A 25306-nucleotide genomic window follows, 5' to 3' on the forward strand; every position below is an offset into this window, starting at 1 on the left:
CATTAAATATGATAGACCGGATAGAATGATGAACTATTGGAAGAAATATTTTCGGAGCTGACTGTCAATTGTACGTCCTGGATAACTTTGGGTTGAGAAGGTATAAAAAACTCCATAACAGGCACTTCCAGCGCGATAGCTATTTCCGATAGCGTATCGATGGTGAAGTTGTGGGTACCGCTCAGCCATCGGGAAATCTCCGACGGGTTTTTCCCCATTCTGGCGGCCAGTTCCTTATTGCTCAGTCTCTGGGAGTCCATAATACCGGCGATACGGCCTGCCAGTACAAACCTCGTTTCTACCTGCAGGCTTTCCAGCGGTGTAATACTGGCCATAACATCAGCAATAAATTCACTGCTGTATTTCCGGGCCCCCTGATGATTGTTTTCCATCTACTGTAAATATTAAATTTCCTGATAATCGGGCTTCCTTTTCCGACCAGTAGATATCCCCTGTCCGGATCTTGCTGCTAATATCCCGGGAGATACTCGCCAGCAACTTTTCAGGCAGCCCTGCCGCTCCCTTTTTCCCGGGCCTGGTAGTTCCTCCTCCGATGATCAGCGCCACCGTCCCTACCCGGTAACAATATAACCGGAGTTTTTGCTCCGGGTGGTCGAACAAGGCGCACACACTGTCGGCCTTTCTCCCCCGCTTCACATTAAAAAATCTGTTCTGCATTCCATAACGGTTGCCAATATAAGAAAGATACTGGGTAATGCTTCTTATTTCCATGGCGTGCTCTCCGATATGGTCCTTCACAAAATGCTCAAACAAGCTCAGATTGTCGTTAGCGATCATGACAGAATAAATTCCAGCTTTCCTTCCGGATAGCTGCTGCATCTCAATAATTTCGTAATTCACGTAAACTGCTTGGGTTTAACTGTACAGAAAATAAAACTCTTGACAGAACTGTATCTGGATACAAATAATGACAGTAATGAATACTGGTTAACTTACCAGAGATGATGGTTGAAAGACAAACGTCAACAAATAGCTTAAAAGTAAATTATAAACATCCCAAAAATTGAAGAACAATTAAAGAAAGAGCCGTTTCCGGCTCTTTCGGGTTTTTACAAACTGACATGGATGAAATAAAAATTTACTTAAACATCAATACGATCACTAAAGTAAGAAAGTTTTTCAAACTGAAAAAATATTTATTGCATTATAAATCAATTTTTCAATAAAATATTTTCTTTTAAATTCAATTTATGCGCTTATAAGTAAAAAAATTATGCCTGTAACGTTGAGTTACAGGCATAAAAAAAGGGGGGCCGAGAAAGCTCCCCTGAGATCAAACCAAAATGGGATCCCCATTTCAGGATGCTATTGAATTGTTGGATGCTATACGATCTTATTGTTCCAGCTTGATTTCGCCGAGGTCGGTAGCCTTACCATCTTCTACTTTTACATCCTTGATAACGGCGTTTTTAAAAGGCGCCTTACCATGGATAGTGATGGTGTAGGTACCAGCTTTGGCAGCCGGAATTGCGAAAGAACCGCTGGAAACGGCACCTTTCAGTTTTTCACTACCGTTATCGGCTTCTACTGCAATAGCGCCTTCGGCAGGTGTAACTTTACCAGTGATAGAACCACCTTCCACTGCGCGGAGGGAGTCCATACCCTTAACAGAATCCAGGCCTGTAAAGCCACGGGAAAGAGAGTCCATACGGGAAATGGAATCTACACTGGTGAACGAATCAATACGCGCCGCTGAATCCAGTCCTGCCAGGGAAAGAGATCCAAAGCGGGCTAATGAATCTGCTGCAGACAGAGAATCAATTTTGATTGAAGCACTATCCAAAGACCTGACAGTCGTTGCATCCGCGCTTCTGAACGAAGACATTCCTACTACCATTGCAGCTAAAGCGAACATTCCTGTGATTGTTTTTTTCATGGCATTCAATTTTTTGTATGGTTAAAATTTATGATTACTATCTTGTAACCAGTTGATTGTGCATGGTTTTTGTTATAAGGCAAGCATTATTCAACCGCCGTATAATAACAATACATCTGACAATGCACTTACCATTAGTGAAAGAAATGTTAAAGACAAAAAAATCAAGAATTACTAAGTGCAAAGGGGATTAAAATCTATCTTCGCACTGGCGGAAACAAAAGATCAAAGCATGTTGCAACTAAGTAACGACGAAATAGTTAAAGGCATCAGAAGCAGGGACAAGGAGGTCTTTGAAGCTGTTTTTAAACAGTTCGCCCCTTCTATGTATAATATTGCCTATCGTTATGTAAAAGATGAAGATGACGCAAACGATATGGTGCAAGACGTATTCCTCAATTTGTGGAAAGGTGCGGAAAATCTGGATGAGCGCGCTCCTATTAATCACTATCTGGCCCGCGCCACTGTGAATACCTGTTTGAACCGTATTAAAAAAGAACAACGGAAAGAAGTATATACAAAAGAACAAATGCTGACAGCCTCTCCTGCTGATAACTCCCATTCCCTGCTGGAACATAAGGAACTGGAAGCACAGTACCGATCTGCCCTCGATAAATTACCGGAACAATGCCGCCGTGTGTTTGAAATGAGCCGTCTTAAAGGCCTGTCCCCGGCTGAAATAGCAGAACAACTGAATATCTCTATTAATACTGTATACGCGCATCTTACCACCGCCCTGAAAAAACTGCGAGTTGTTTTAATTAACAAAGAGTAAGTTGCCGGATTTTTTTTCGAGCCCGCTTAATGGTAAACCCTTTTCCGATTGTATAGTTAATAAGTAGCCATGAATAAGAATACAGACATAGATATAGTGATCCGTTATCTGGAAGATCCGGACAATGAGCAGCTCAAAAGGCAGCTCAACGACTGGATTCAGGAGGATACCGCAAATCTGGATATCTTTCTGGACATGAAGGCTATGTGGCAGGGTGATCCCCTTCCAGCCGCATCAGCTTTTGATACACAGGGCCAGTGGCTACAACTGAATACCGCCCTCGAAACCCTGCCAGCTGAAACTACGGCCACGGCTACACGAACCACTTCCCGTAAATCCCGCGTGATCCAAATGAAATCACGCTACTGGTGGGCAGCAGCCGCAGTACTCGCTGCAGGCCTCACCTGGACATGGTTCGGACCCGGCAGCTATAAAACCATCACTACCGCACAAAACCTTGACAGCCTTCACCTCCCGGACGGCTCCATGGTATATATAAATGCACACAGTACGATCCGCTATTCCCGCTCTTTTGGCAAGAATAACCGGCAGGTAAAAATCGATAAAGGAGAAGCTTTCTTTGACGTAGTACAAAATGATGCTCTTCCCTTTAAAGTAGATGCGCCGGATGTGGAAGTACAGGTACTGGGTACCGCCTTTAATGTAAAAGCCGCCAAAGCCGGTGTCAAAGTATTTGTTCAATCCGGCAAAGTAAGCGCCGCCTATAAAGGAACAGAAAAGAAAGTAATCCTGACACCTGGTCAGGAAGCTTCCCTTCTGCACAACGGCAACAGCATCGATACCCGGTTGCATAAAGAAAAGAACAACATCCTGGCCTGGAAAACAAGATGCCTCACCTTCGATGATGCTCCGCTCACCGAAGTAGCTGCTGCATTATCTGATTTCTACAATGTACAGGTTATCATCAGCAACCAGCAACTGGCTGATAAAAAACTGCTGGCCACCTTCCCCAATATGCCGCTGGAGGAAGTGCTGGACATCATGCGGAAAACACTTCAAATCAACATCACCTATAAAAACAACCTGGTAGAAATCCACTAACCGGCGCCCGACCTCCCGCTTATGCTGCAGCATACGATGCAACAGGCGCCGCGTCCTCACACCAGGTCCAGGTGCGTGCCTGTATATTTTTTTTTCATTGTTATCCTGGTTTTGGCCGGCACATTAGTAGCCGCCCAGACGCCTGATGCCCTCTCCAAAAAGGTGTCCCTCCAATATGTCAGTGTCAGCCTCAAAACCGTGATCCGGGACATCGAAAAACAAACCAAATACACTTTTGCTATTTCGAGTGATGAACTGGAGACCCGCAGGGGCGTTAGTATCCATGTACATCATGCCCCCCTGACTGACGTATTACGGCAGCTGTTCCCTCCTGCACGCTACCGCGTAGAGATCAGAGACGGCCAGATCATCGTCATACCACAAAACTCAGCTCCCACTGACCTCTCCCGTAATCCGGCTGATAGAGTCGTCAGTCCCAACCGCTGGCTGCTTACAGGCACCATCACCGACGGACTGGTCCCCCTCAGCGGCGTATCCCTCCGGGAACAAGGGACATCCAACGGCACCGCGACCAATGAAAACGGCAACTTCAAACTGGAACTAGCCTCCGGACAGGCTGTCCTTACCGTATCCCTGATAGGCTTTGAAACCAGGGAAATATCCGTAAGAGACCGACACAATATCAGCATCACCTTGCAACCAGACCTGAAAAAACTTAATGAACTGGTAGTGCTGGGTTATGGCCTGCAGAAACGCGCCAACATCACCGGCGCCATCGCACAGATAGACGGCGCCAGACTCAAAAGCAGGCCCGTACCCAACGTCATCGCTGCCCTGCAAGGAACCGCTACCGGACTGGTGGTCACCCGAAGCAATGGCCAACCTGGCAAGGAAGGCTTTAATATACAGGTACGTGGCGTAAACTCCGGCAACAACAATACTCCTGTTATCGTAGACGGAGTGCCCGGTTCACTCGCCGTACTCAATCCAGACGACATCGAATCCGTATCTATTCTTAAAGACGCTTCTGCAGCCTCCATTTATGGCGCCCGGGGAGCTAGCGGCGTGGTGCTTGTCACCACCCGCAGTGGCAAACCCGGTAAGTTGTCTATCGACTTCAATACGCTCGCCGGTTTTGAAAGCCCTATCCGTGTGCCCAAACGGCTGCCCTCCTATGTGCAGGCTTCCATGGAAAATGAAGCAGCGGAAAACGCAGGTAGTCCTGCTCCCTGGCAGCCCTATGAAATTGAGCTGATGAAAACGGGCAACCACTATGCACTGGACTATGCTCATCCCGGATACTATAAATACTATTATAATTTTAATCAGCTGCCGCTGCTCACCAAAACAAAAACCGGCGTAGAGAACTACAATCTCTCTGTAAAAGGAGGAGACTCCCTCACCCAGTTTTCTGCTTCTCTCGGATACTTCGGCAGGCAAGGCATTTTCGCAGTAGGGCCCGACCGGACCCATCGCGTCAATGCACGTGTCAATCTCAACAACCGCTTCAGTAAACACTTCAGCCTGGAAACCCGCCTTTCTTATGCTCAAACCAATACCCTGTCTCCTTCACAGCCGGTAGAAGGTCCGCAAGGGCTGCTGGCAGGGCTTTACCGCGGTCCGGGCAACGTACCCATTTTTGTACCGGGTACAGAACATTATGCATTCGGTGGTGCCCCCACTTATGCTATCCTCCATGATGGCGGCACCCGTGAAGAAAAAAACAATTACATAGATGCCGTGTTTACCCTGCGGGTAGACAGCCTTGCCAAAGACCTTACACTACGGCTGATCTATAGTCCGCAGAAACATACCCTGCACGATAACCTCGGACGCAATACGATTGAGCTCTGGAATCAGATCGCACCAGTAGACGCGGTACAAAACAACAATCTGCTGCAGAAAAGCAGACTACAAGCCAAAGGCGGTAATCTGCAACTGCTGGCCGACTACGATACCAAAATCAATAAACATAATATACATCTCCTTGGTGGCTATACGCAAGAGACCTATAACACAGACCAGTATACTGCTGCCTCCTACAATATCACCAAAGTAGAAGTGGACGCATACCGGTTTGGCAACCCTCCGCAATACAATATGACACAACTGGCCAGTGGTACGCTGATGTCTATGTTCGGAAAATTCAATTACAACTATGACAACCGTTACCTGCTGGAAGCAAACCTGATCGGCGCCCGTTTATCACAATACAGCAGTGCATTTGCACCTGTGGAGCAATGGCAGGTATTCCCTTCTTTCTCCGCCGGATGGCGGCTCAACAACGAAGAATGGTTTAACCACGCACTGCACTTTTTCAACGAGTTCAAGCTGCGTTGGTCCTGGGGCAGACTTGGCAATGTCAACAGCTGGAACACGATTGATAATGATGAAAGACTCAGTACTTTTACTTTCGGCTTCAATAACCCGTTCTCTCCTTTTGTTTATAAGAACCCTATTCCACAGGCTTCCGGCTGGGAAAACATTTCTACCAACAACTACGGCTGGGATGCCACGCTGTTCCGGGGCAGACTGACCCTTTCAGCAGACTACTTCGTGAAACACAACCGCGATATGCGTATACCGGTACAGCTACCTTCTACAGCAGGTGCATGGCCTCTCCGCTTTAATACCGGTGAGATGAGATCATGGGGCTGGGAACTGAATGCCGGCTGGAGAAGCAGTCATGGACCTTTTACCTGGTACCTCAACGCCAACCTGTTTAACAACCAGACAAAAGTATTGCGCAATGATGGCGTAAATCCTCAACCAGGCTGGAATCTGGGCATACCGGGTTACCCATATTCCTCTCTGTTTGGATACGTAGCCGACGGCTATTTCCAAACAACAGCCGAAGTACAGCAACACGCCTTCCAGAGCAATAATACAGGACCTGGCGACCTCCGCTACCGCGACATCAATGGTGATAAACGAATTGATAACAAGGATCTCGTTTACCTCGGCAGCACGGATCCTCAGCTGGCTTACGGCATAGACGCGGGTTTCTCCTGGAAAGGTATAGAAGTCTCTGTCTTCTTCCAGGGTGTCAGCAACCGGAAAGTAATGCCGGATCCCCGTTATAATATTCCATTCACCAGCGGCTGGCAACAACCCTGGGATATCAACCTGGACCACTGGACACCGGATCATCCCGATGCATTATTTCCCCGTCTTTACCTACGGGATGTACAGAACACAGTTCCATCCAGCCATTGGGCCATGAACGGTGCTTACATTCGTCTTAAAAATCTACAGATAGGCTATAGCCTTCCAGCCGCCTGGCTCAAAAGAATCAGTGTCAGAAATTTACGCCTCTATTTCTCTGGTCAGGATCTCTGGGAAACTACTAAAATGAAGATCAGATATTACGACCCCGAACAAGCAGGAGGATATATCGGTAACGCCTATCCGTTTTTCAGGTCGTATACAATTGGACTTAACATAACAGTGATGTAACTGTGATGTAGTTTGATGCTGCTGATGTTCCTGATGAGCGGAGATTTATGTGAATATTAATGGGAAGAATAATAGCTTAAAATAAAACAGGGTGTATCGATGATACACCCTGTTTTATTTTATAAAATGTTTTAATTGAAAATCTGTGCAAATCTACGCTCATCAGGAACATCAGCAGCATCAAACTACATCACAGTTCCCCTTTCTTACCTGCCAGCAGATACAATGCAGCCATTCTTACCGCTACACCGTTTTCTACCTGGTCGAGAATGATGGACTGACCGGAGTCCGCTACATCTGAGTCTACTTCCACACCGCGGTTGATAGGGCCTGGGTGCATGATCACGACTTCCTTGTTCAGGCTGTCGAGCAGCTGGCGGTTGACGCCGTAGGCCAGGGAATATTCACGCAGGGAAGAGAACAGTGGTGTGTTCTGCCTTTCGAGCTGTATACGTAGTATATTGGCCACATCGCACCATTGCAGGGCTTCGCGGATATTATAACTAACATTAACGCCCAGCGCTGCTGCCATGTATTTTGGAATCAGTGTGGGAGGACCTACGACTGTTACTTCAGCACCCAGTTTTTTCAGGCAGTAGATATTGGAAAGGGCCACACGGGAGTGCATGATATCACCACAGATGGCTACTTTTTTACCTTCCACGCTGCCCAGTTTTTCCCGGATAGAGAAAGCGTCCAGCAGGGCCTGGGTAGGATGCTCGTTTATACCGTCGCCGGCATTGAGAATGGGCACGTTGATATGTTTGGCCAGGAAGTGTGGCGCACCGCTGGCAGAATGGCGCATCACCACCACGTCCACCTTCATGGACAGGATGTTGTTGACCGTATCGATCAGCGTTTCTCCTTTGGAAACGGACGAGCCGGAAGCAGAAAAGTTAATGGTATCTGCACCCAGTCGTTTTTCCGCCAGCTCAAAAGAGATACGGGTACGTGTTGAGTTCTCAAAAAATAAATTTACAATAGTAGTATCGCGCAGCGTGGGAACTTTTTTAATCGGCCTTTGTAAAACCTCCTTAAACTGGTCGGCTGTTTGAAAAATAAGTTCTATATCCTGGCGCTGCAGATCGCGAATTCCGAGTAAGTGTTTTACAGAAAGTGACATTAATGTGCAAATATAAAGGGTGAAATCTGAATTGTGAAATCCGGTTTATGTTAATCAACCAGAATTACTTCATCTTTACCGTCTCTTTGCTCCCACAATACCCTTACTTTCTGGGAAATAAAGGCATCGATGGTGCGCCCGGTATAATCGGGCTGAATGGGCAGCTGACGGCTGAAACGCCGGTCTATCAAGGCCAGCAGTTCCACCGACGCAGGCCGGCCGAAGTCGAGCATTGCATCCAGCGCCGAACGAATGGTTCGCCCCGTATACAATACATCATCTATCAACACCACCTTCTTGTTTTCAATGGAAAAATTTATGTTGGTTTCACTGGGTACATGCAGGGTTTTACCCTTGTTGTAATCATCCCTGTAAAAAGTAATATCTAGCTTTCCGTAATGGATAGTAGCATCCGGCAGCAATTTTTTTAATGTTTCATAGATTCTGTCGCTCAGGTAGATGCCCCGCGGCTGCAGTCCTATCAGCACCGTGTTTTCAAACTGCAAATGATTCTCTATCAGCTGATGGCAAAGCCTGTCTATTGTGATAGCCAGCTGCTTACCGTTTAGTATGGTTTTCAAAACACAACGTTTTTAGACGCCAAAAATAATGATTAATGCCACACATAAAAAGATGAATATCATAAAACTACTGGATAAGCTTCCCCTTCTTTTATTTTTTACTGCCATGGAATTGATATAAATAGCGAAGAAATTATATAAAATATCGCCATTTTATGAAACGAATCCTTTTATCTGTACTGGCTTTAAGTGCCTTCCTGTACTCGCATACCCTGCAGGCCCAACAAAAAAAGAACTTCATCAGTGTTGGATTTAATTATTACGACTCCAATACCAAAACACCGGAATGGGTGAGCCATCCCGGAAATGTACACTCATCCGGTTTTAGTGTAGCCCCTGCCTATGGCTATTATCTAAATGAGCATTGGGCACTGGGTATTCAACTCTCCTATTCCAGCAGCAAACAAGGAATGTCGCAGTACAGAACAAATTTCTGGACTATCAGCCCTTTTGTACGGTACGAACAATCCATCTGGAATAAATTATCAGTATATGCGGACGGTTCACTAGGCACTACTTTTGGTTCCATAGAAGGGCATTCCGATTGGCCGAATAGCACTAGCTACTATCCCAAAACCCAAGAGACAAATTTTGGTCTGAACATCACACCCGGACTGCTTTTTCATATAACGCCGGCCTTTTCTGCGACCATGAATCTGGGACCTGTTTTCAGCGCCAACCGGACTACGATCGATAAAGAGGGCAATAAAGACAATTTCACGAATGTAGGACTCTTCAAAAGCTTCGGTATTAACAATATACAGTTTGGGGTCAATTTTCACTTCTGATATCGGGGAAATTAGTTGTCCTGATTTACCCGCATCTGTCGTACTTTAGTCGTAGCAAATAGAAGCTATGAAAACGTTAAAGCTAATCATTACTATGGCCGCTTTCTTACAGTTCTGGGGTACCTCCTCCCAGGGACAAATAAAAACCGGAGACAAAGTGCCTGTGTTCAGTTTGCAGGACCAGAATGGTAAAACCTTCGATCTCAGCACTGTGCTGGGCAAACAGCCTTTGGTGATTTATTTTTACCCGAAAGATGAAACCAGTGTTTGTACGAAAGAAGCCTGTTCTTTCCGGGACTCATACCAGGATTTTCAGAAATACGGTGCGATGGTGATCGGTATCAGTGCAGACAACGTGGCTTCCCACCGAAGTTTTGCAACGCATCACAATTTGCCTTTTACGCTGCTGAGTGATCCGAAAAACGAAGTCCGGAAATTATTTGGGGTGCCCAAAACCTTTGTGATCCCGGGCCGCGTGACTTATGTGGTGGACAAAAATGGTATTGTAGTGCATGAATTCAACAGTCTCCGTGATGGAGAAAAACACGTCACGGAAGCACTGGATGCATTAAAGAAAATGTAATGTTTTTTATTGGGTAATCCAGCCGTCCCGTTGCAGGTGGTAAACTTCCATAGTACTGTCCGGCAGCGGGACGTCGTTACCTTGTCCATAGTGCAGGGTGATTGTATTCAGTGTAGTGTCATCCTGCCGGCGATCATACACGCAATAGCAGCCTACAGTTTGCGCAGATCTCTGAAAGAAACAATCTCTTCTCTCAGCTGAAACAGTTTCAGCAATCCGATCAGCCCCATCACCAGCGCAAACGCAGTAAGAGCCAGAAATCCGGACACCGCCGCTATGTTACCAATCTTGTTGCTCATCACTAATATTCTAATCAGAAATACGGCGGCCAATCCCAGGTAAACCAATACCCTGACACCATCTTTCCTTTTCTTCGCTTTGAAAAAATTTTCAAAAGCCATAAATGCGTGGCGGCTGGCTTCCTGTGGCTGGTAACCCTTAGCTATCAGGCGCTGCTCAAGATCCCCTACCCGCCATATTTTGTGGCGTTCTTCAAAATATCCCTTCACGATGGTTACTATATCTTCCTTTGGAGCCTCCATATCGTCATATTGTTTTCGCTTACAAAATAAGTAAAAGGCGGTGAATATGCATTCACCGCCTTTATATCAAGTCATGAATATTATATATTAAGCTTCTTTCAGGAACGGATAACGGTAATCAGTAGCCGGAACGAAAGTTTCCTTGATGCTTCTTGCACTCAGCCAACGGTAGAGGTTCAGCATAGAACCTGCTTTATCGTTGGTACCGGAAGCACGGGCACCGCCAAAAGGCTGCTGGCCTACAACTGCACCGGTTGGCTTGTCGTTGATGTAGAAGTTACCTGCACTGTTCACCAGTCTTCTGGTAGCCAGTTCTACGGCATAACGGTCCTGAGCAATTATAGCACCGGTGAGCGCGTATTCAGAAGTAGTATCAACGGTAGTCAGTAAATCTTCAAATTTATCTGCTTCGTAAACATAGATCGTTAATACGGGTCCGAAGATTTCTTCGCACATGGTCACGTATCTAGGATCAGCAGCCTCGATCACAGTTGGCTCGATGAAGTAACCTTCTGTTTTGTTGTAATTACCGCCGGCAATGATTTTAGCCTTAGGATCGTTTTTAGCGTTGTCGATGTATTGAGCGATCTTATCAAAAGATCTTTCATCGATCACGGCATTGATGAAGTTGCTGAAATCTTCGGTGGTACCCATTTTCATGGTATTAATTTCAGCGACCAGTTTTGATTTTATTTCGTCTGCAAGATTGCTTGGTATATAAGCGCGGGAAGCGGCAGAGCATTTCTGGCCCTGGTATTCGAAAGCGCCACGGGCGAGTGCGGTCACAGCGATGTCCACGTCAGCGGATTTGTGTATAACCACAAAGTCCTTACCACCGGTTTCACCTACGATGCGGGGATAGGATTTGTATTTGTGGATGTTTTCGCCGATGGTTTTCCACATGGTCTGAAACACACCAGTAGAGCCGGTGAAGTGGATACCTGCGAAATGCGGATCAGCGAAGCAGATATCACCGATCAGCGGGCCGCCGGCGTATACGAGGTTGATAACACCTTCAGGCAGACCGGCTTCGATCAGGATCTTCATGATCATATTCGCCGCAAATACCTGTGTGTTGGCAGGTTTCCATACTACTACGTTACCACACATGGCAGCGGAAGTAGGCAGGTTGCCGGCAATAGCGCTGAAGTTGAATGGTGTTACAGCCAGTACAAAACCTTCCAGCGGACGGTATTCCATTCTGTTGTGGATGCCGGGAGCGCTTACAGGCTGTTGACGGTAGATTTCGCTCAGGAAGTGAACATTATAACGGAGGAAGTCGATCAGTTCGCAGGCGCTGTCGATCTCTGCCTGGAAGGCATTTTTACTTTGACCGAGCATAGTGGCCCCGTTCATGTGGAAACGGTATTTGGTAGCGATCAGATCTGCTGCACGCAGGAAGATGCCGGCACGTTGTTCCCAGTCCATGTTCGCCCATTTTTCGCGGGCTTCCAGTGCAGCAGCGATAGCGGCTTTTACATGGGAAGCATCGCCCTGGTGGAAATGGCCCAACTTATGTTTGATTTCATGCGGCGGACGGAGATCCACAGTATTACCGGTACGAACTTCCTTACCACCGATATACATCGGAATATCTGCCACTTCAGCTTTAAAGGCTGCCAATTGCTTCTTCAGCGCAGCCCTTTCCGGAGAGCCCGGTGCATAACTCAGTACTGGCTCATTCGCAGGTGCTGCATATTCAAAATATCCTGTATTCATTTCCTCAGATTTTGTTGGTATATCAATTAAGAATCAACTAATAACAAAAAAAGTTTCCGCTGCAAATTTACAAAGCAATTTGCAGCAGAAACCTATTCATTATTTACCTATTGTTATCAATTATTGTCCTCTTCCTTCTGCATCATCAGGTAAGCCTTGATAAAACCATTCAGCTCACCGTCCATCACGGGACCCACGTTACCTACTTCATAGTCGGTGCGGTGGTCTTTGATCATTTTATAGGGGTGGAATACGTAAGATCTGATCTGCGAGCCCCATTCGATTTTACGTTTGTTGGCGTTGGCAGCGTTTTTCAGTTCTTCGCGTTTGCGCAGTTCTTCTTCATACAAACGGGATTTCAGCATGGTGAGCGCTTTTTCACGGTTCTCACCCTGTGTACGTGCCTGCTGGCATTCGATAATGATGCCGGAAGGAACGTGCTTCAATCGCACAGCTGTCTCCACCTTGTTTACGTTTTGTCCGCCTTTACCACCGGAACGGTAAAACTCCCATTCCAGGTCGGCAGGATTGACAGCGATCTCAATCGTGTCGTTCACTAACGGATACACATATACGGAAGCGAAGGAAGTGTGTCTACGTGCATTGGAATCAAACGGAGAAATACGTACCAGGCGATGTACACCGCTTTCTGCTTTCAGATGTCCATAGGCGAAGTCTCCATCGAACTCGAGGGTTGCTGATTTAATACCGGCGCCATCCCCGTATTGGGTATCGATTTCAGAAACTTTCCAGCCTTGTTTTTCACCATACATCCGATACATACGCAGCAGCATCTCAGCCCAATCCTGGCTTTCGGTACCACCCGCGCCAGAGTTGATCGTCAGTACTGCCGGCATTTCATCTTCCGGCTGGTTCAAGGTGGATTTGAATTCCAGGTCTTCCAAAGCAGACAATGCGTTGCCATAAGCCTGCGCTACTTCTTCTTCCGTTGCTTCTCCTTCTTTGAAGAAATCATTGAGTACGCTGCTGTCTTCGATAGCAGTTTGTACCTGATCATAAAGGTCAACCCAATATTTGTTTACCTTGATTTCCTTCAGGATAGCGGTAGCTCTGGCATTATCATCCCAAAAACCGGGGGCCAGGCTTAGTTGTTTGTCGTTTTCTATTTTAGCTAATCGGTCAGGGACGTTAAAGAAAACCTCCCAGGACATAAAGACGGTCCCTCATAGCTTTAAGTTGCTCTATTGTCATAGCGGGCAAATGTAAGGAAAAATGTACAATTCTGCTAATGTCAACACAATTCTACTGGTTGATACTGCTATCATTTAACACAGCTTTAGCATAATTTTTGCTGAATCAGCTGTAACCATATCCATAATATCAAAAAACTTAATATAAAAAAAGTTTCTGCTACATGATGGTATCCCATGAAACCCTCCACTATAAAAACAAATCCGTTTTTAATACCTTGGCTTTTATCATCATGCTTGCCGCTAATGCACTGGCGTGGCTGCTTCCTATCAACGGCAAAAAAATAAAGGAGGTTTCCGATGAATACCCCACCCTCTTTACACCCCCCTCTTTCACCTTCTACATCTGGGGACTGATCTATTTGTCGTTGTTATGTTTTATAGTATATCAGTTATGGCTGGCCTTCTCCGGCAAACAACCCCGGCTGCTCGCACATGTGATGAGCTGTCTGAAAGAATGGTTTCTGATCAGTTGTGTGACCAACACTACCTGGATCTTCGCCTGGCATTATGAACTGATACCTGTAACTGTTGGGCTTATACTGATTCTGCTGGCAACTCTTTTTATCATTCACATCAATTTCGGAATTGCCCGTGAACCGGCTCCCCTGCCTGAAAAATTATTCGTCTATTTTCCTCTCAGTCTCTACCTCGGCTGGGTAAATATTGCTACGCTTGCAAACATCAGCACTATGCTGACATACACCGGATGGGCCGGCGGCAGTGGGTTTCAGGTTGGATGGACTGTCAGCATGATATCACTCGGCACGCTGATCAGCATCTTCATGGTACTGCGCAGAAACAATATCATTCATGCACTGGTAGCAGTATGGGCTTTTTACGGCATACTCATCAAAAGAGGAGCTACAGGCATGATGGAACAACAACCCATCATCCATGCCTGCATCATTGCCATCGGTATTATTGCGATCGCTATTTCCTGGCAATTGTACAGGAAACCGCGATCATAACGCAATCATAAAAAGTAAAAGATTATTTTTGAGGCGCAATTAATAACAGAAATTATGTTTCCTACTATCAGTCCTGTAGCCACGAAATCGTGGCAGGCATTGCAAAAGCATGCCGATGAAATGAAAAAGGTACAGATGCGTACCTTGTTTATGGAAGACAGAGAACGTTTTGCTACGTTTTCCCTTCAGCTGGAGGACACCCTGTTTGACTATTCCAAGAACCTGATAACCGAAGAAACCCGCAGCATGCTGCTGGCACTGGCAGAAGAGAGCGGCGTGAGCAACGCCATCAAAGCCATGTTCCAGGCAGAAAAAATCAACGTCACAGAAAACCGTGCCGTACTGCATACCGCACTGCGCAACTTCTCCGGCAAACCCGTACTGCTCGATGGTCGTGATGTTATGCCAGACGTACTGGGCGTACTGAATAAAATGGATCATATCTGCCGGCAGATACATTCCGGTGAATGGAAAGGATATACGGGCAAGCCTATACGTTATATCGTCAACATTGGTATCGGTGGCTCCGACCTCGGCCCGGTAATGGTAACCGAAGCCCTGAAACCTTACTGGAAACCAGGCATCCAGCCTTTCTTCGTTTCCAACGTTGACGGCACACACATTGCGGAAACACTGAAGCATGTCACTCCTGATGAAACGCTCTTCCTCATTGCTTCCAAAACGTTTACCACGCAGGAAACCATGACCAACGCACATACTGCGCGCAACTGGTTCCTCGAACACGCCAAAGACGAAAAATTCGTTGCCAAACATTTTGCAGCTTTATCTACCAACGAAAAAGCAGTGACAGCCTTCGGCATCGATCCTAATAACATGTTTGAATTCTGGGACTGGGTTGGCGGCCGTTATTCCCTGTGGTCCGCCATTGGTCTGTCTATCGCACTGACGATCGGTTACGAAAACTTCATCGAACTGCTCAATGGTGCGCATGCAGCCGACAACCACTTCACACAAACACCCCTGGCCGAAAACATACCTGCTATCATGGCACTGGCAGGCATCTGGAACTGCAACTTCCTGGGCGCAGCCACCGAAGCCATCCTTCCTTATGATCAATACATGCACCGTTTTCCTGCCTACTTCCAGCAAGGTAATATGGAGAGCAACGGTAAACATGTAGACCGCAATGGCCAGCCTGTACATTATGAAACAGGTCCTATCGTTTGGGGCGAACCAGGCACCAATGGTCAACATGCATTTTACCAATTGATACATCAGGGCACCCGCCTGGTTCCCTGTGACTTCATTGCACCGGCCATCAGCCACAATCCTATCGGCGACCACCATGTGAAACTGCTCTCTAACTTCTTCGCACAAACGGAAGCCCTTATGAACGGTAAAACCGAAGAAGAAGTACTGGCAGAACTGAAGCAGGCTAACACTTCAGAAGAAGAAATCAAACGGGTACTGCCTTACAAGGTATTTACCGGCAACCGCCCGTCCAACTCCTTCCTGCTGAAAAAAATCACACCCCGCTCCCTCGGTATGCTGATTGCCTTCTACGAACATAAAATATTTGTACAGGGTGTTATCTGGAATATCTACAGCTTCGACCAATGGGGCGTAGAACTGGGTAAACAACTCGCTGGTAAAATCCTGCCTGAACTGCAGAACGAAGAGGTTGTTACCAACCATGACGCCAGTACGAACGGATTAATCAATGCATTCAAGAAGTTAAGAAAACAATAGCACTCAATAAAAAAGCGAATCGCCCATTGATATGTATCAATGGGCGATTCGCTTTATAAGCTTAAAGAAAACCTATGATTTTTCTTGTTGGTTTCAGAAGGGCATCATAGGCATCACCGTTACCATTTATCTACCTCGTCAGCGCTATGTGAAGCGGGGGCGGATGCCGTAATCGGCGCGGAAACAGCTACATCTGCGGTACGGGATACCTCATTGTCGCCGTCTGTTTCGTCCTGGTCTTCCTGCACATAATCGTGATTGTAGGCATCAAAATCGAAATCGGGCATCAACTCTGTTTTTACATAGTTGATAGTTTCGGTTAATGCATTCAGGAACTTGTTGAAGTCCTCCTTGTACAGGAATACCTTGTGCCTGTCATAACCGTTGTCATTAAAACGTTTCTTACTCTCCGTAATAGTAAGAAAGTAATCATTTCCCCGAGTGGTCTTTACATCAAAGAAGTACGTCCTTCTTTTGCCCGCTTTCAATCGTTTAGAAAAGATGCTATCATTGTTTCTTTCCTGTTGATTGTTGTTTTCGTACGCCACAGTTGATAGATTTAAGTGTTAACGAATCAAATCCTGTTACAATAAGGAACAAATATACTATTGTTTTACAAATATCAAAATATTTTTAAATGATTTTGAAAAAACATAAAACTTCCCTGTAACGGGCTATGGCCGGGCTTATACAAGAATATGATTGTTACTCAGTTACACTTTCGTCTTCACCGGATTGCTGTCTTGCGTACAGCTCTGCGTAGTAACCATTCAATGATAATAATTCCTCATGTGTTCCTTCTTCCACTATCTTTCCTTCATCCAATACAATGATCTTATCAAACTCAAAAAGTGAAAAGATACGATGGGTAATGATCAGCGCGGTTTTATCCTTCAGATAGGCATAGAGGTTACCGATGATTTCTTTTTCCGTACGGGCATCTACGGCAGAGAGGCAGTCGTCAAAGATCATGATACCTGGGTCCTTGATGAGGGCACGGGCGATGGATATACGTTGTTTCTGGCCACCACTGAGGGTTACACCCCGCTCTCCTATCTCTGTATCGAAACCTTCATTAAAGCCAAGGATATCTTTCTCCACAGAAGCCTGCCGGGCAGCTTGCTGGACTGCCTGCAGATTAGCTGCAGGATCACCGAAGCGGATGTTGTTGGCAATAGAATCAGAGAACAGAAACACGTCCTGTGGCACATAACTGATCCGGGAACGTAGCTGTTCCAGATGCAGATAACGTACATCGTGGTTATCCAGCATCACCTTACCTTCCTGTGGATCAAACATACGGATCAACAGCTGCGCCAACGTACTCTTCCCTGAACCAGTGCGGCCTATGATCGCCACTTTCTGACCTGGTTCTATGCGCAGATTGACATCTTTCAACGCTGTGATACCAGTATGACTGTACGTAAATGTTACATGATCAAACCGGATGGCTCCATTGAGATCCACCAACCGGGCGCCGGACTCATCTTTAATACTCGGCTCAATCCGCAGAAATTCGTTTATTCGTTGCTGTGAGGCGGCAGCACGCTGTATCATCGTTGCCACCAGCCCGATAGATAAAAACGGGAACATCAGCATATTCACATAAATCACAAACTCCGCCAGGTTCCCCACGGTGATATTACCGGCGATCACCTGTATACCGCCAATAAAAATAGTGATGATAACGCTTAGCCCTATCATCAGCGCCATGGCCGGTTGAAACAGGGCATCCGTTTTAGCCAGACTAATGGAGCTGATCTTATAGGCTTCACTCGCACTTTCAAAATGGCTGCCGCTGGCTTCTTCCTGCACATAGGATTTGATCACGCGTATGCCGGAGTAGGATTCCTGCGCAATAGAAGTGATATTGGACAGTTCTGCCTGTATCTTTTCACTTTTGCGATGGATGATCCGGTTCACATAATAAATCATGAGGGCCAGAAAAGGCAGCGGCGACAGGGTATACAGTGTCAGTAACGGGTTTACCTTCAGCATCAGGTACACAACAATCACAATCAGCAAAAGGGTACGGGAAGCATACATAATAGCAGGCCCTGCATACATCCGCACCCGGGAAACATCCTCCGTGATACGGCTCATGAGGTCGCCGGTACGGTGCATTTTAAAGAAGTTGAGGTCAAGCCGCTGGTAATGCTGATAAATTTCGTTCTTCAGGTCATATTCAATATGACGGCTCATCACAATGAGTGTTTGCCTTTGCAGAAACAGAAAGAAACCGCTCAGCAGCGCAAAGATCAGAATGCTGACGCCGTAAAATGCCAGGATATGGGAGAAGTCGGACCGGAAGGCGCCTTTAAGTCCGGTATCACTGAGCATACGGTACTCATCCAGGTTATGCGACAGCAGGTCAAAGATCTGCCGGACCATGATGGGCTGAAAAACGCTGAATACGATAGATATGGCGGTAAATAACAGTCCCAGGATGAGGCGCCATTTTTGGGCTATGAAGTATTTATTGAGTGCGGTTAAATGTTTCAATCGGATATCTTTCTTGCAAAAATAAGTCAATCGAATTATGCATCAAAGAAAAGACCCGGCGCATGGAGATCATGCCCGGGTCTTTAATTTATTTTGCGTCAATGACAGCTTAGAATTGTTTCAGCGTTGCGATGATTTTCGCTTCTGCTTCTTCCCCTGTCACATCTTCTTTCACAAATTTCTGACCGGTGATATTCTCAAACAGCTCGATATAACGCTCGCTCACGCTGTTAACGAAAGCGTCGGTCATTTCAGGTATCTGCTGACCGTCTTTACCCTGGAAGCCGTTTTCCATCAGCCATTCACGAACAAATTCCTTGCTCAGCTGACGTTGTTGTTTACCAGCTTGCTGATTTTCTTCGTAACCTTCAGCGTAGAAGTAACGGGAAGAATCCGGTGTGTGGATTTCATCGATCACGTAGATGGTGTCACCGATTTTACCGAATTCATATTTGGTATCTACCAGGATCAGACCACGTTTTGCAGCCATCTCCTTACCTCTTGCAAACAGCGCGAGGGTGTATTTTTCCAGCTGTTCGTAATCTTCTTTGCTCACCAGACCCTGGGCAATGATTTCTTCACGGGAGATGTCTTCATCGTGACCTTCATGTGCTTTGGTAGTTGGCGTGATGATTGGCGTTGGGAAAAAGTCATTTTCCTTCAGGCCTTCCGGCATAGTAACGCCACAGAGTACACGCTGTCCGGTTTTATAAGTTCTCCACGCATGACCGGTGAGGTTTCCGCGAACTACCATTTCTACCGGGAAGGTTTCGCATTTCAAACCTATGGTTACGTTAGGCAGCGGGGTACTTTTTACCCAGTTAGGTACGATGTCCTTGGTCGCTTCCAGCATGATGGCCGCCACCTGGTTCAGTACCTGTCCTTTGTAAGGAATAGGGCGGGGCAATACCACATCAAACGCGGAGATACGGTCACTAACGGCCATTACCATGAGTCTGTCCTCAATGGTGTATACATCACGTACTTTCCCTTTGTAGAAGGCGGTCTGACCCGGGAATTTGAAATTTGATTCTAACATGAACTATTAATTAAGGATTGAATATCATAATTAGGAGGTACAACAATAACCATTTCAATTCCACAATGATACGATTGTAACCGGGTGCAAAAGTAACCATGATTTGCATGATTCAAACGAATTCTTCTGTTTTTTTTACCCTTTGCTGATTTTTATTGAGGAGATGATAATTGTTTGCTGTTTGTGGCGTAAGGCCGCAGCAAACTAATGATCACTTCATTTTCCGGGTATTGAGTGAGATGTGGTCTGAGCGTTTCAGCGTCGGTGGTCCGGATATGTGCCGGCACATATCCCATACCGTAGAACCGGCCTTTCTCCAGCAGGATACAACTTTGTTCATCGCTGTTGCGGCCTTTGTCCATGATCACTACAGATGGTTGTTGCTCCTGAAGAAAAGCAATAGCCGCTTTTACCCGTTGATTATAGGTTTCAGGGGCTTCCTGTTTGTCACATGCCCCATGGCAGGTGGCAGCCGTTACACCGGCACAGGTGCCATCACCCTTTTGCAGGAAACATAATTTAGGGCAGAGCTCAAATTGTTTGATCAGGGCACGCAGCAGCCGGTGTCCGTCTACCAGCATGTTAAAAGCATGTACCGGTGCGCTGAACTTCCGTCTTTTCTCGATTGCCAGCCGGAGGTACCCTTCCTGGTCTTCAAAGAGGTAGAAGCCGTAGCGGAACTCTACCCTTTTCTGTGCACGGTTGAAGGCCGGCCAGAGCCGCTTTATCTCCACAGACTCCAGGATACAGGCCATCAGTTCTGTACCGGTTTCCTGATAAGTAATATTAACGATTGTCCGGAGGAAATTCTGTCGCTGCCTGCTGGCGCTATGACCGGAGAAATGGCTGTTAACTCGTTTACGTATATCCTTGGCTTTTCCTACATATACCACTTTGCCTTTCACATCATGAAAATAATAGACACCTGGTACTTCCGGAAGCTGCTTCACCACCGCCGGCTCCAGGTTGGGAGGCAGGAACTGCTCTTTGGACCCTACTTTGAGCGCGGCTGCTATGGCCTTTTCCGTGTCATGCTGCAGCATCAGAGCAAACAGTTTGGCGGTAGCTTCCGCATCGCCGCCGGCACGGTGGCGGCCGTTGACCGGAATATTCATATGCCGGCAGAAGTTACCCAGACTATACGAAGGCAGGCCCGGAAAGATCTTGCGGCCCAGCCTTACGGTACAAAGTTTTTTGCATTGCAGCTCAAAGCCTGCTGCCGCCAGATGATGCTTTACAAAGGAATAATCAAAGTTGACATTATGCGCCACAAAAATCCGGTCCTGTAACAGCTCATGTATCATCGGGGCCACCGCTTCAAAGGGCGGAGCTTCAGCCACCATACTGTTGGTGATGCCCGTCAGTGACTCTATGTAATAAGGAATGGGCACACCCGGATTAATCAGCGTCTGATAATGCTGGGTGACTTCCCGGCCATCAGACAGGTAGATGGCGATCTCGGTAATTCCGTTGGCGCTGGCATGGCCGCCTGTGGTTTCTATATCTACTATTGCGTACACCTTACAAAGATAAAGGTTGTTGCTTTTTGTTCAACCTTCTTAATCCCCTTAATGCCAGCAAAAGATAAAAAATCCACAACAGCAGCAGGTTATACTTTTACAAAAGGTGTCAGTGGCAGCAGCGAAGACAGCCACTGTAAAGGTTTCGGCATCGATTCAAATGGCCACGCGTACCCACACATGAGAAAAAAGGGGAGCTGCTTTCCACTCTCCTGCCCCGCAGCAAACATCGCTGGCAGTAAGCGTGTTAATAACAGGAAATGTCTCATAAAATATCATTTCATCCCGATAATCCTGAGTATCAACACAATTGAACAATTTTTCATGCATAATGTTTATATTATTTAAAAAAAATCAAACATTAGCTAATACTGAATACTTCCTTACTAAAAGCGTTATATTTAATGAGCTCAGGAAAAATTTGTACATCATTAAGTTTATTTTATCCATTTCTATACCCTGTACTTTAACTGAAATTTGCAGTGTCAATAAGACAAACTATTTAATCATCAATAAAACATCTCATCAATTATGGCAAAACTAAAATGGGTTTCCGACGCCGATCACAGCGAACTCTCTTTCAAGATCAGACACCTGATGATTACAAATGTCACCGGCAGGTTTACCAACTTCCGGGTAGAAGCTGAAACAGAAGGAGAAGACTTTCTGAACGCCAAAGCTACTGCTACGGTTGATGTAGATTCAATCACCACAGCCAATACACAGCGTGATGAGCACCTCCGTTCTCCGGACTTCTTTGATGTCAACAAATTCCGGAACATCAATTTTACAGCCACCAAAATTGAAAGCGTGGACAATGACGGCTCATATGTACTACATGGTGATCTGACCATCCGTGATGTCACTAAAAACGTGAAGCTGGATGTTGAATTCGGCGGCGTTGTAAAAGATCCCTGGGGCAATACCAAAGCCGGTTTTACGATCAATGGCAAAATCAACCGCAAGGATTTCGGGTTGACATGGAATGCCGCCACAGAAGCCGGTGGCGTAATGGTCAGCGATGAAGTAAAGATACAATGTGAAGTACAACTGCTGAAACAGTAATAATACCGACGACTGATTCTTTGATTTTCGGTTTTTTGAGATGCTTATACATTCGTCAGAAAATCGAAAATCAAAGAATCCTCAAATGAAAAGGCATATGGATCAAGCTATAACAGGACTGCATCATATTACCGCGATTTCCGGTAATGCAAAAAAAAATTATGATTTTTATACGAGGATAATGGGACTGCGTTTTGTTAAGAAAACGGTGAACTTTGACGATCCGCATACCTATCACTTTTATTATGGAGACAAAACAGGTAGCCCCGGCACGATTCTGACATTCTTTCCCTGGGAAGATATAATGACCGGACGCAGAGGCACCCATATGGCCACCGAGATCGGCTACTCCATACCGGAGGGCAGCATTAATTTCTGGCTCAAACGGCTGGATGCCGCCAATATCATCTACAATAAGCCTTCTTCCAAATTCGGGGAGATATACCTTACTTTCCTGGACCCGGACGGACTTAAGATAGAGCTGACCGTACCTGAAAAAACAGACGACCGCGTACCCTGGGAAACAGCCGAGGTGAGCGCTGAAAACGCCACCCGTGGCTTTCATCATGTAACGCTAACGCTGGACGACATACAGGCCACCGCCGATCTACTGGTATCCGTTTTCGGATTTGAGTTGATTAAACATCATGCGAATCGGTACCGTTTTGCCAGCCCTGCCGGCGATACCGCCAATTATATAGATCTGGTGGAAGCCAAGGGCGAACTCCGTGGCCATGTGGCTGGTGGCAGTATTCATCATATTGCCTTCCGCATGAAAGATGATGCCATGGAACTGCACTACCGCGAAAAACTGGAAGCACTTGGATTAAATGCCACTCCTCAGCTGGACCGGAAATATTTCCGCTCTGTATATTTCAGAGAACCAGGCGGCGTGCTTTTTGAACTGGCTACAGACACGCCCGGATTCACCGTAGATGAGTCTGTTGAGGAACTGGGCACGCATCTGATGTTGCCCGCTCAATTCGAACCACAACGGGCAGAGATAGAGCAGAAACTGATTAAACTGGTTTAAGATGGACTTTCAACCCTTGCACTATATTTACCAGCCGGCAGCTAACCATAACGCCCATACGTTATTATTACTGCATGGTACCGGTGGTGATGAGCGGGATATGTTGCCGCTGGCACCGGCTATGGCTCCACATTTCCATGTATTAAGCCTTCGTGGCAATGTGCAGGAACAGGGAATGCCCCGCTTCTTCCGCCGGCTGTCTATGGGTGTTTTTGATGAGCAGGATGTACATTTCAGAACACATGAAATGGTCCACTTTCTCAAGGAACTGTCGGCTAAAGAAGGGTTTGATCTGCAGCAGCTCGTAGCTGCCGGGTATTCCAACGGCGCCAATATTGCCGGGGCTGTGCTGATGCTCTACCCCGAACTGTTGGCTGGTGCCGTACTTTTCCGGCCGATGCAGCCGTTGCATGGTATTGAAGATCCGTTTGAAACCACCCGGCAACAACCCGTATTCATGAGCTCAGGGAAAACAGACCACACCGTAAAACCAGCTGCCACCGAAGCCTATGCCACCCTGCTGACTGCCAACGGCTTCCAGGTAAGCAACTACGATATTAATGCAGGACATCATTTAACACAACAGGATATTGACCTGGCAGCAGGCTGGGTAAAAGAAAATTTCCGGTAACACCGTAATAAAAATGAACGAAGAAGTAAAAGTAAGTATCGAAGGAATTCCGTATCAGGTATCAATTGCAGCTAGAGACCACAGATGGCTGGCTGATGAACCGGCAGAGGTGTCCGGTGGCGATACCGGCCCCACTCCCGGTGAGTTATTACTCAGCAGCCTGGGCTCCTGTACCGCCATCACACTCACCATGTATGCAGCAAGGAAAAAATGGCCGGTAGAAAAGATAGATGTTGAACTCCGGTTTGACAGTGATGCCAAACCAGATCCGAAAACAACCGTCATCGAATGTCTTGTACATATTACAGGCGACCTTGACGAAACGCAAAGAAAAAGGCTGATGGAAATTGCCCATGCATGCCCTGTTCATAAAGTACTGACGAACCCTATTATTATCAATACTAAAGCAGATTGATATGAAAGACATTACCAAAACATACTCCAATGGTGAAGTAACCATTGTATGGAAACCCGAAGTGTGCAAACACTCGGAAGTATGTTTCCGAGGGCTTCCTGAAGTATTTGATCCACATGCCAAACCATGGATCAATGCTACAGGCAGCAATACAGAACGGATCATACAACAGGTAAATAAATGTCCTTCCGGCGCCCTCACTTATTTTATGAACAACGAAGTGCTGGCAAACGGATCATCACCCGAGATAACCGCAAGCAGCCTCGCAGAAATAGTACCCAACGGTCCGAGGCTGATATATGGCAGCATCCATACAAAGGATACATCCGGACACGAAACACAGGAGTATAAAGTTACCGCTTTCTGTCGCTGTGGAAGCTCTTCCAATATGCCCTACTGCGATGGTACACATATTAAAACAGGATTTACAGACAACGAATAATATATGGAACTTACTATTCAGCAAAACACCACTAAACACCAGTTTGAAACAGTGGTAGACGGACACACCGCCTTTATTGTTTATAAACTGTTTCCCGGCGGCATCATCTATATACATACGGAAGTACCGCCGGAACTGGAAGGGAAAGGCATCGCCTCTCAACTGGCCAAATATGTATTGGAGTATGCACGAGCCAACCACCTCAAGGTAAAACCGCTGTGTCCTTACGTACACGCCTATATGAAAAAACACCCGGAATACAACGATCTTTTATGAAATA

The 25306-nt window shown here is 46.3% G+C and carries 26 protein-coding genes; 13 read left to right on the top strand and 13 right to left on the bottom strand.

The window, feature by feature from the left end; translation table 11 throughout:
• Nucleotides 1-2: 2 nt before the first annotated feature.
• The 3 genes from DF182_RS30475 to DF182_RS32740 all read right to left on the bottom strand — a co-directional run bounded on the left by DF182_RS30475 (nt 3) and on the right by DF182_RS32740 (nt 1897).
• Nucleotides 3-392, bottom strand: a complete 390-nt coding sequence (locus DF182_RS30475; RefSeq protein WP_211327253.1) for a helix-turn-helix domain-containing protein — start codon at nt 390-392, stop codon at nt 3-5.
• Nucleotides 352-861 (bottom strand): hypothetical protein, encoded by a 510-nt coding sequence (locus tag DF182_RS30480; protein WP_147243598.1) that lies wholly within the window; start codon nt 859-861, stop codon nt 352-354. Before DF182_RS30480 ends, DF182_RS30475 begins: the two co-directional genes overlap by 41 nt.
• Before the next feature lie 493 nt (nt 862-1354).
• The gene (locus DF182_RS32740; protein ID WP_245957614.1) at nt 1355-1897 is read right to left on the bottom strand and encodes a peptidase associated/transthyretin-like domain-containing protein; all 543 of its coding nucleotides are present in this window, start codon (nt 1895-1897) and stop codon (nt 1355-1357) included.
• Nucleotides 1898-2129: 232 nt separating this feature from the next.
• Between DF182_RS32740 and DF182_RS30490 the strand changes: the two genes are divergently transcribed.
• The 3 genes from DF182_RS30490 (at nt 2130) to DF182_RS30500 (ending at nt 7151) form a co-directional block, all read left to right on the top strand.
• Entirely contained in the window at nt 2130-2672 is a 543-nt protein-coding gene (locus DF182_RS30490) for an RNA polymerase sigma-70 factor (RefSeq protein ID WP_113619529.1), read from the top strand.
• A gap of 69 nt (nt 2673-2741) precedes the next feature.
• Nucleotides 2742-3734 (top strand): FecR family protein, encoded by a 993-nt coding sequence (locus DF182_RS30495; RefSeq protein ID WP_113619530.1) that lies wholly within the window; start codon nt 2742-2744, stop codon nt 3732-3734.
• A 111-nt stretch (nt 3735-3845) separates the two neighbouring features.
• Complete coding sequence (locus DF182_RS30500) at nt 3846-7151, top strand: TonB-dependent receptor (RefSeq protein ID WP_161964323.1); 3306 nt, start codon at nt 3846-3848, stop codon at nt 7149-7151.
• A 190-nt stretch (nt 7152-7341) separates the two neighbouring features.
• On the opposite strand, the gene DF182_RS30505 is transcribed toward DF182_RS30500, so the two are convergent.
• Together DF182_RS30505 and pyrR are read right to left on the bottom strand one after the other, a co-directional pair.
• Nucleotides 7342-8274 carry an aspartate carbamoyltransferase catalytic subunit gene (locus tag DF182_RS30505; protein ID WP_113619532.1) on the bottom strand — a complete coding sequence of 311 codons (933 nt, stop codon included), beginning with the start codon at nt 8272-8274 and terminating at the stop codon, nt 7342-7344.
• 50 nt (nt 8275-8324) lie between these two features.
• Entirely contained in the window at nt 8325-8855 is a 531-nt protein-coding gene (gene pyrR / locus DF182_RS30510) for a bifunctional pyr operon transcriptional regulator/uracil phosphoribosyltransferase PyrR (RefSeq protein WP_113619533.1), read from the bottom strand.
• A gap of 155 nt (nt 8856-9010) precedes the next feature.
• On the opposite strand from pyrR, the gene DF182_RS30515 reads away from it, so the two are divergent.
• Complete coding sequence (locus DF182_RS30515) at nt 9011-9643, top strand: outer membrane beta-barrel protein (protein ID WP_113619534.1); 633 nt, start codon at nt 9011-9013, stop codon at nt 9641-9643.
• Between the two features lie 67 nt (nt 9644-9710).
• On the top strand, nt 9711-10226 hold the full coding sequence (locus DF182_RS30520; protein ID WP_245957616.1) for a peroxiredoxin: 516 nt from the start codon (nt 9711-9713) through the stop codon (nt 10224-10226).
• A 152-nt stretch (nt 10227-10378) separates the two neighbouring features.
• On the opposite strand, the gene DF182_RS30525 is transcribed toward DF182_RS30520, so the two are convergent.
• The 3 genes from DF182_RS30525 to prfB form a co-directional block, all read right to left on the bottom strand.
• Nucleotides 10379-10768, bottom strand: coding sequence for a hypothetical protein (locus tag DF182_RS30525; RefSeq protein WP_113619536.1), 390 nt, complete (start codon nt 10766-10768; stop codon nt 10379-10381).
• 87 nt (nt 10769-10855) lie between these two features.
• Nucleotides 10856-12487: an L-glutamate gamma-semialdehyde dehydrogenase gene (pruA, locus tag DF182_RS30530; protein WP_113619537.1), complete on the bottom strand. Its 1632-nt coding sequence runs from the start codon at nt 12485-12487 to the stop codon at nt 10856-10858.
• Nucleotides 12488-12603: 116 nt separating this feature from the next.
• Nucleotides 12604-13699 (bottom strand): peptide chain release factor 2 gene (prfB, locus tag DF182_RS30535; protein ID WP_113619538.1). Its coding sequence is split into 2 segments (ribosomal slippage): nt 12604-13638 and nt 13640-13699, totalling 1095 coding nucleotides; the frame shifts between segments, so codons are not numbered across the junction.
• Nucleotides 13700-13862: 163 nt separating this feature from the next.
• Here prfB and DF182_RS30540 point away from each other — a divergent pair.
• Both DF182_RS30540 and pgi read left to right on the top strand, forming a co-directional pair.
• On the top strand, nt 13863-14669 hold the full coding sequence (locus DF182_RS30540; RefSeq protein ID WP_113619539.1) for a hypothetical protein: 807 nt from the start codon (nt 13863-13865) through the stop codon (nt 14667-14669).
• Between the two features lie 54 nt (nt 14670-14723).
• On the top strand, nt 14724-16379 hold the full coding sequence (gene pgi, locus DF182_RS30545) for a glucose-6-phosphate isomerase (RefSeq protein WP_113619540.1): 1656 nt from the start codon (nt 14724-14726) through the stop codon (nt 16377-16379).
• 119 nt (nt 16380-16498) lie between these two features.
• Here pgi and DF182_RS30550 read toward each other — a convergent pair whose 3' ends face one another.
• From DF182_RS30550 to DF182_RS32910, 5 genes are all read right to left on the bottom strand, one after another.
• A complete protein-coding gene (locus DF182_RS30550; protein ID WP_113619541.1) occupies nt 16499-16927 on the bottom strand; it encodes a DUF3276 family protein in 429 nt (142 codons plus the stop codon).
• A 157-nt stretch (nt 16928-17084) separates the two neighbouring features.
• Nucleotides 17085-18881 carry an ABC transporter ATP-binding protein gene (locus DF182_RS30555; protein WP_113619542.1) on the bottom strand — a complete coding sequence of 599 codons (1797 nt, stop codon included), beginning with the start codon at nt 18879-18881 and terminating at the stop codon, nt 17085-17087.
• Between the two features lie 109 nt (nt 18882-18990).
• Nucleotides 18991-19920, bottom strand: a complete 930-nt coding sequence (locus tag DF182_RS30560) for a phosphoribosylaminoimidazolesuccinocarboxamide synthase (protein WP_113619543.1) — start codon at nt 19918-19920, stop codon at nt 18991-18993.
• A gap of 152 nt (nt 19921-20072) precedes the next feature.
• Nucleotides 20073-21440 carry an exonuclease domain-containing protein gene (locus tag DF182_RS30565; protein WP_113619544.1) on the bottom strand — a complete coding sequence of 456 codons (1368 nt, stop codon included), beginning with the start codon at nt 21438-21440 and terminating at the stop codon, nt 20073-20075.
• 89 nt (nt 21441-21529) lie between these two features.
• Nucleotides 21530-21709, bottom strand: coding sequence for an ABC transporter permease (locus DF182_RS32910; protein ID WP_113619545.1), 180 nt, complete (start codon nt 21707-21709; stop codon nt 21530-21532).
• Between the two features lie 262 nt (nt 21710-21971).
• Between DF182_RS32910 and DF182_RS30575 the strand changes: the two genes are divergently transcribed.
• The 6 genes from DF182_RS30575 to DF182_RS30600 all read left to right on the top strand — a co-directional run bounded on the left by DF182_RS30575 (nt 21972) and on the right by DF182_RS30600 (nt 25302).
• Nucleotides 21972-22505: a YceI family protein gene (locus DF182_RS30575; RefSeq protein WP_113619546.1), complete on the top strand. Its 534-nt coding sequence runs from the start codon at nt 21972-21974 to the stop codon at nt 22503-22505.
• Nucleotides 22506-22602: 97 nt separating this feature from the next.
• Nucleotides 22603-23538, top strand: a complete 936-nt coding sequence (locus DF182_RS30580) for a ring-cleaving dioxygenase (protein ID WP_113619785.1) — start codon at nt 22603-22605, stop codon at nt 23536-23538.
• 1 nt (nt 23539) lies between these two features.
• The gene (locus DF182_RS30585) at nt 23540-24169 is read left to right on the top strand and encodes an alpha/beta hydrolase (RefSeq protein ID WP_113619547.1); all 630 of its coding nucleotides are present in this window, start codon (nt 23540-23542) and stop codon (nt 24167-24169) included.
• 13 nt (nt 24170-24182) lie between these two features.
• Complete coding sequence (locus tag DF182_RS30590) at nt 24183-24584, top strand: OsmC family protein (RefSeq protein ID WP_113619548.1); 402 nt, start codon at nt 24183-24185, stop codon at nt 24582-24584.
• A gap of 1 nt (nt 24585) precedes the next feature.
• Nucleotides 24586-25026 carry a (4Fe-4S)-binding protein gene (locus tag DF182_RS30595; RefSeq protein ID WP_113619549.1) on the top strand — a complete coding sequence of 147 codons (441 nt, stop codon included), beginning with the start codon at nt 24586-24588 and terminating at the stop codon, nt 25024-25026.
• A gap of 3 nt (nt 25027-25029) precedes the next feature.
• Nucleotides 25030-25302: a GNAT family N-acetyltransferase gene (locus DF182_RS30600; protein ID WP_113619550.1), complete on the top strand. Its 273-nt coding sequence runs from the start codon at nt 25030-25032 to the stop codon at nt 25300-25302.
• The last annotated feature ends 4 nt before the right edge of the window (nt 25303-25306 follow it).

It is taken from the genome of Chitinophaga flava, assembly GCF_003308995.1.
GTDB classification, from domain to species: domain Bacteria; phylum Bacteroidota; class Bacteroidia; order Chitinophagales; family Chitinophagaceae; genus Chitinophaga; species Chitinophaga flava.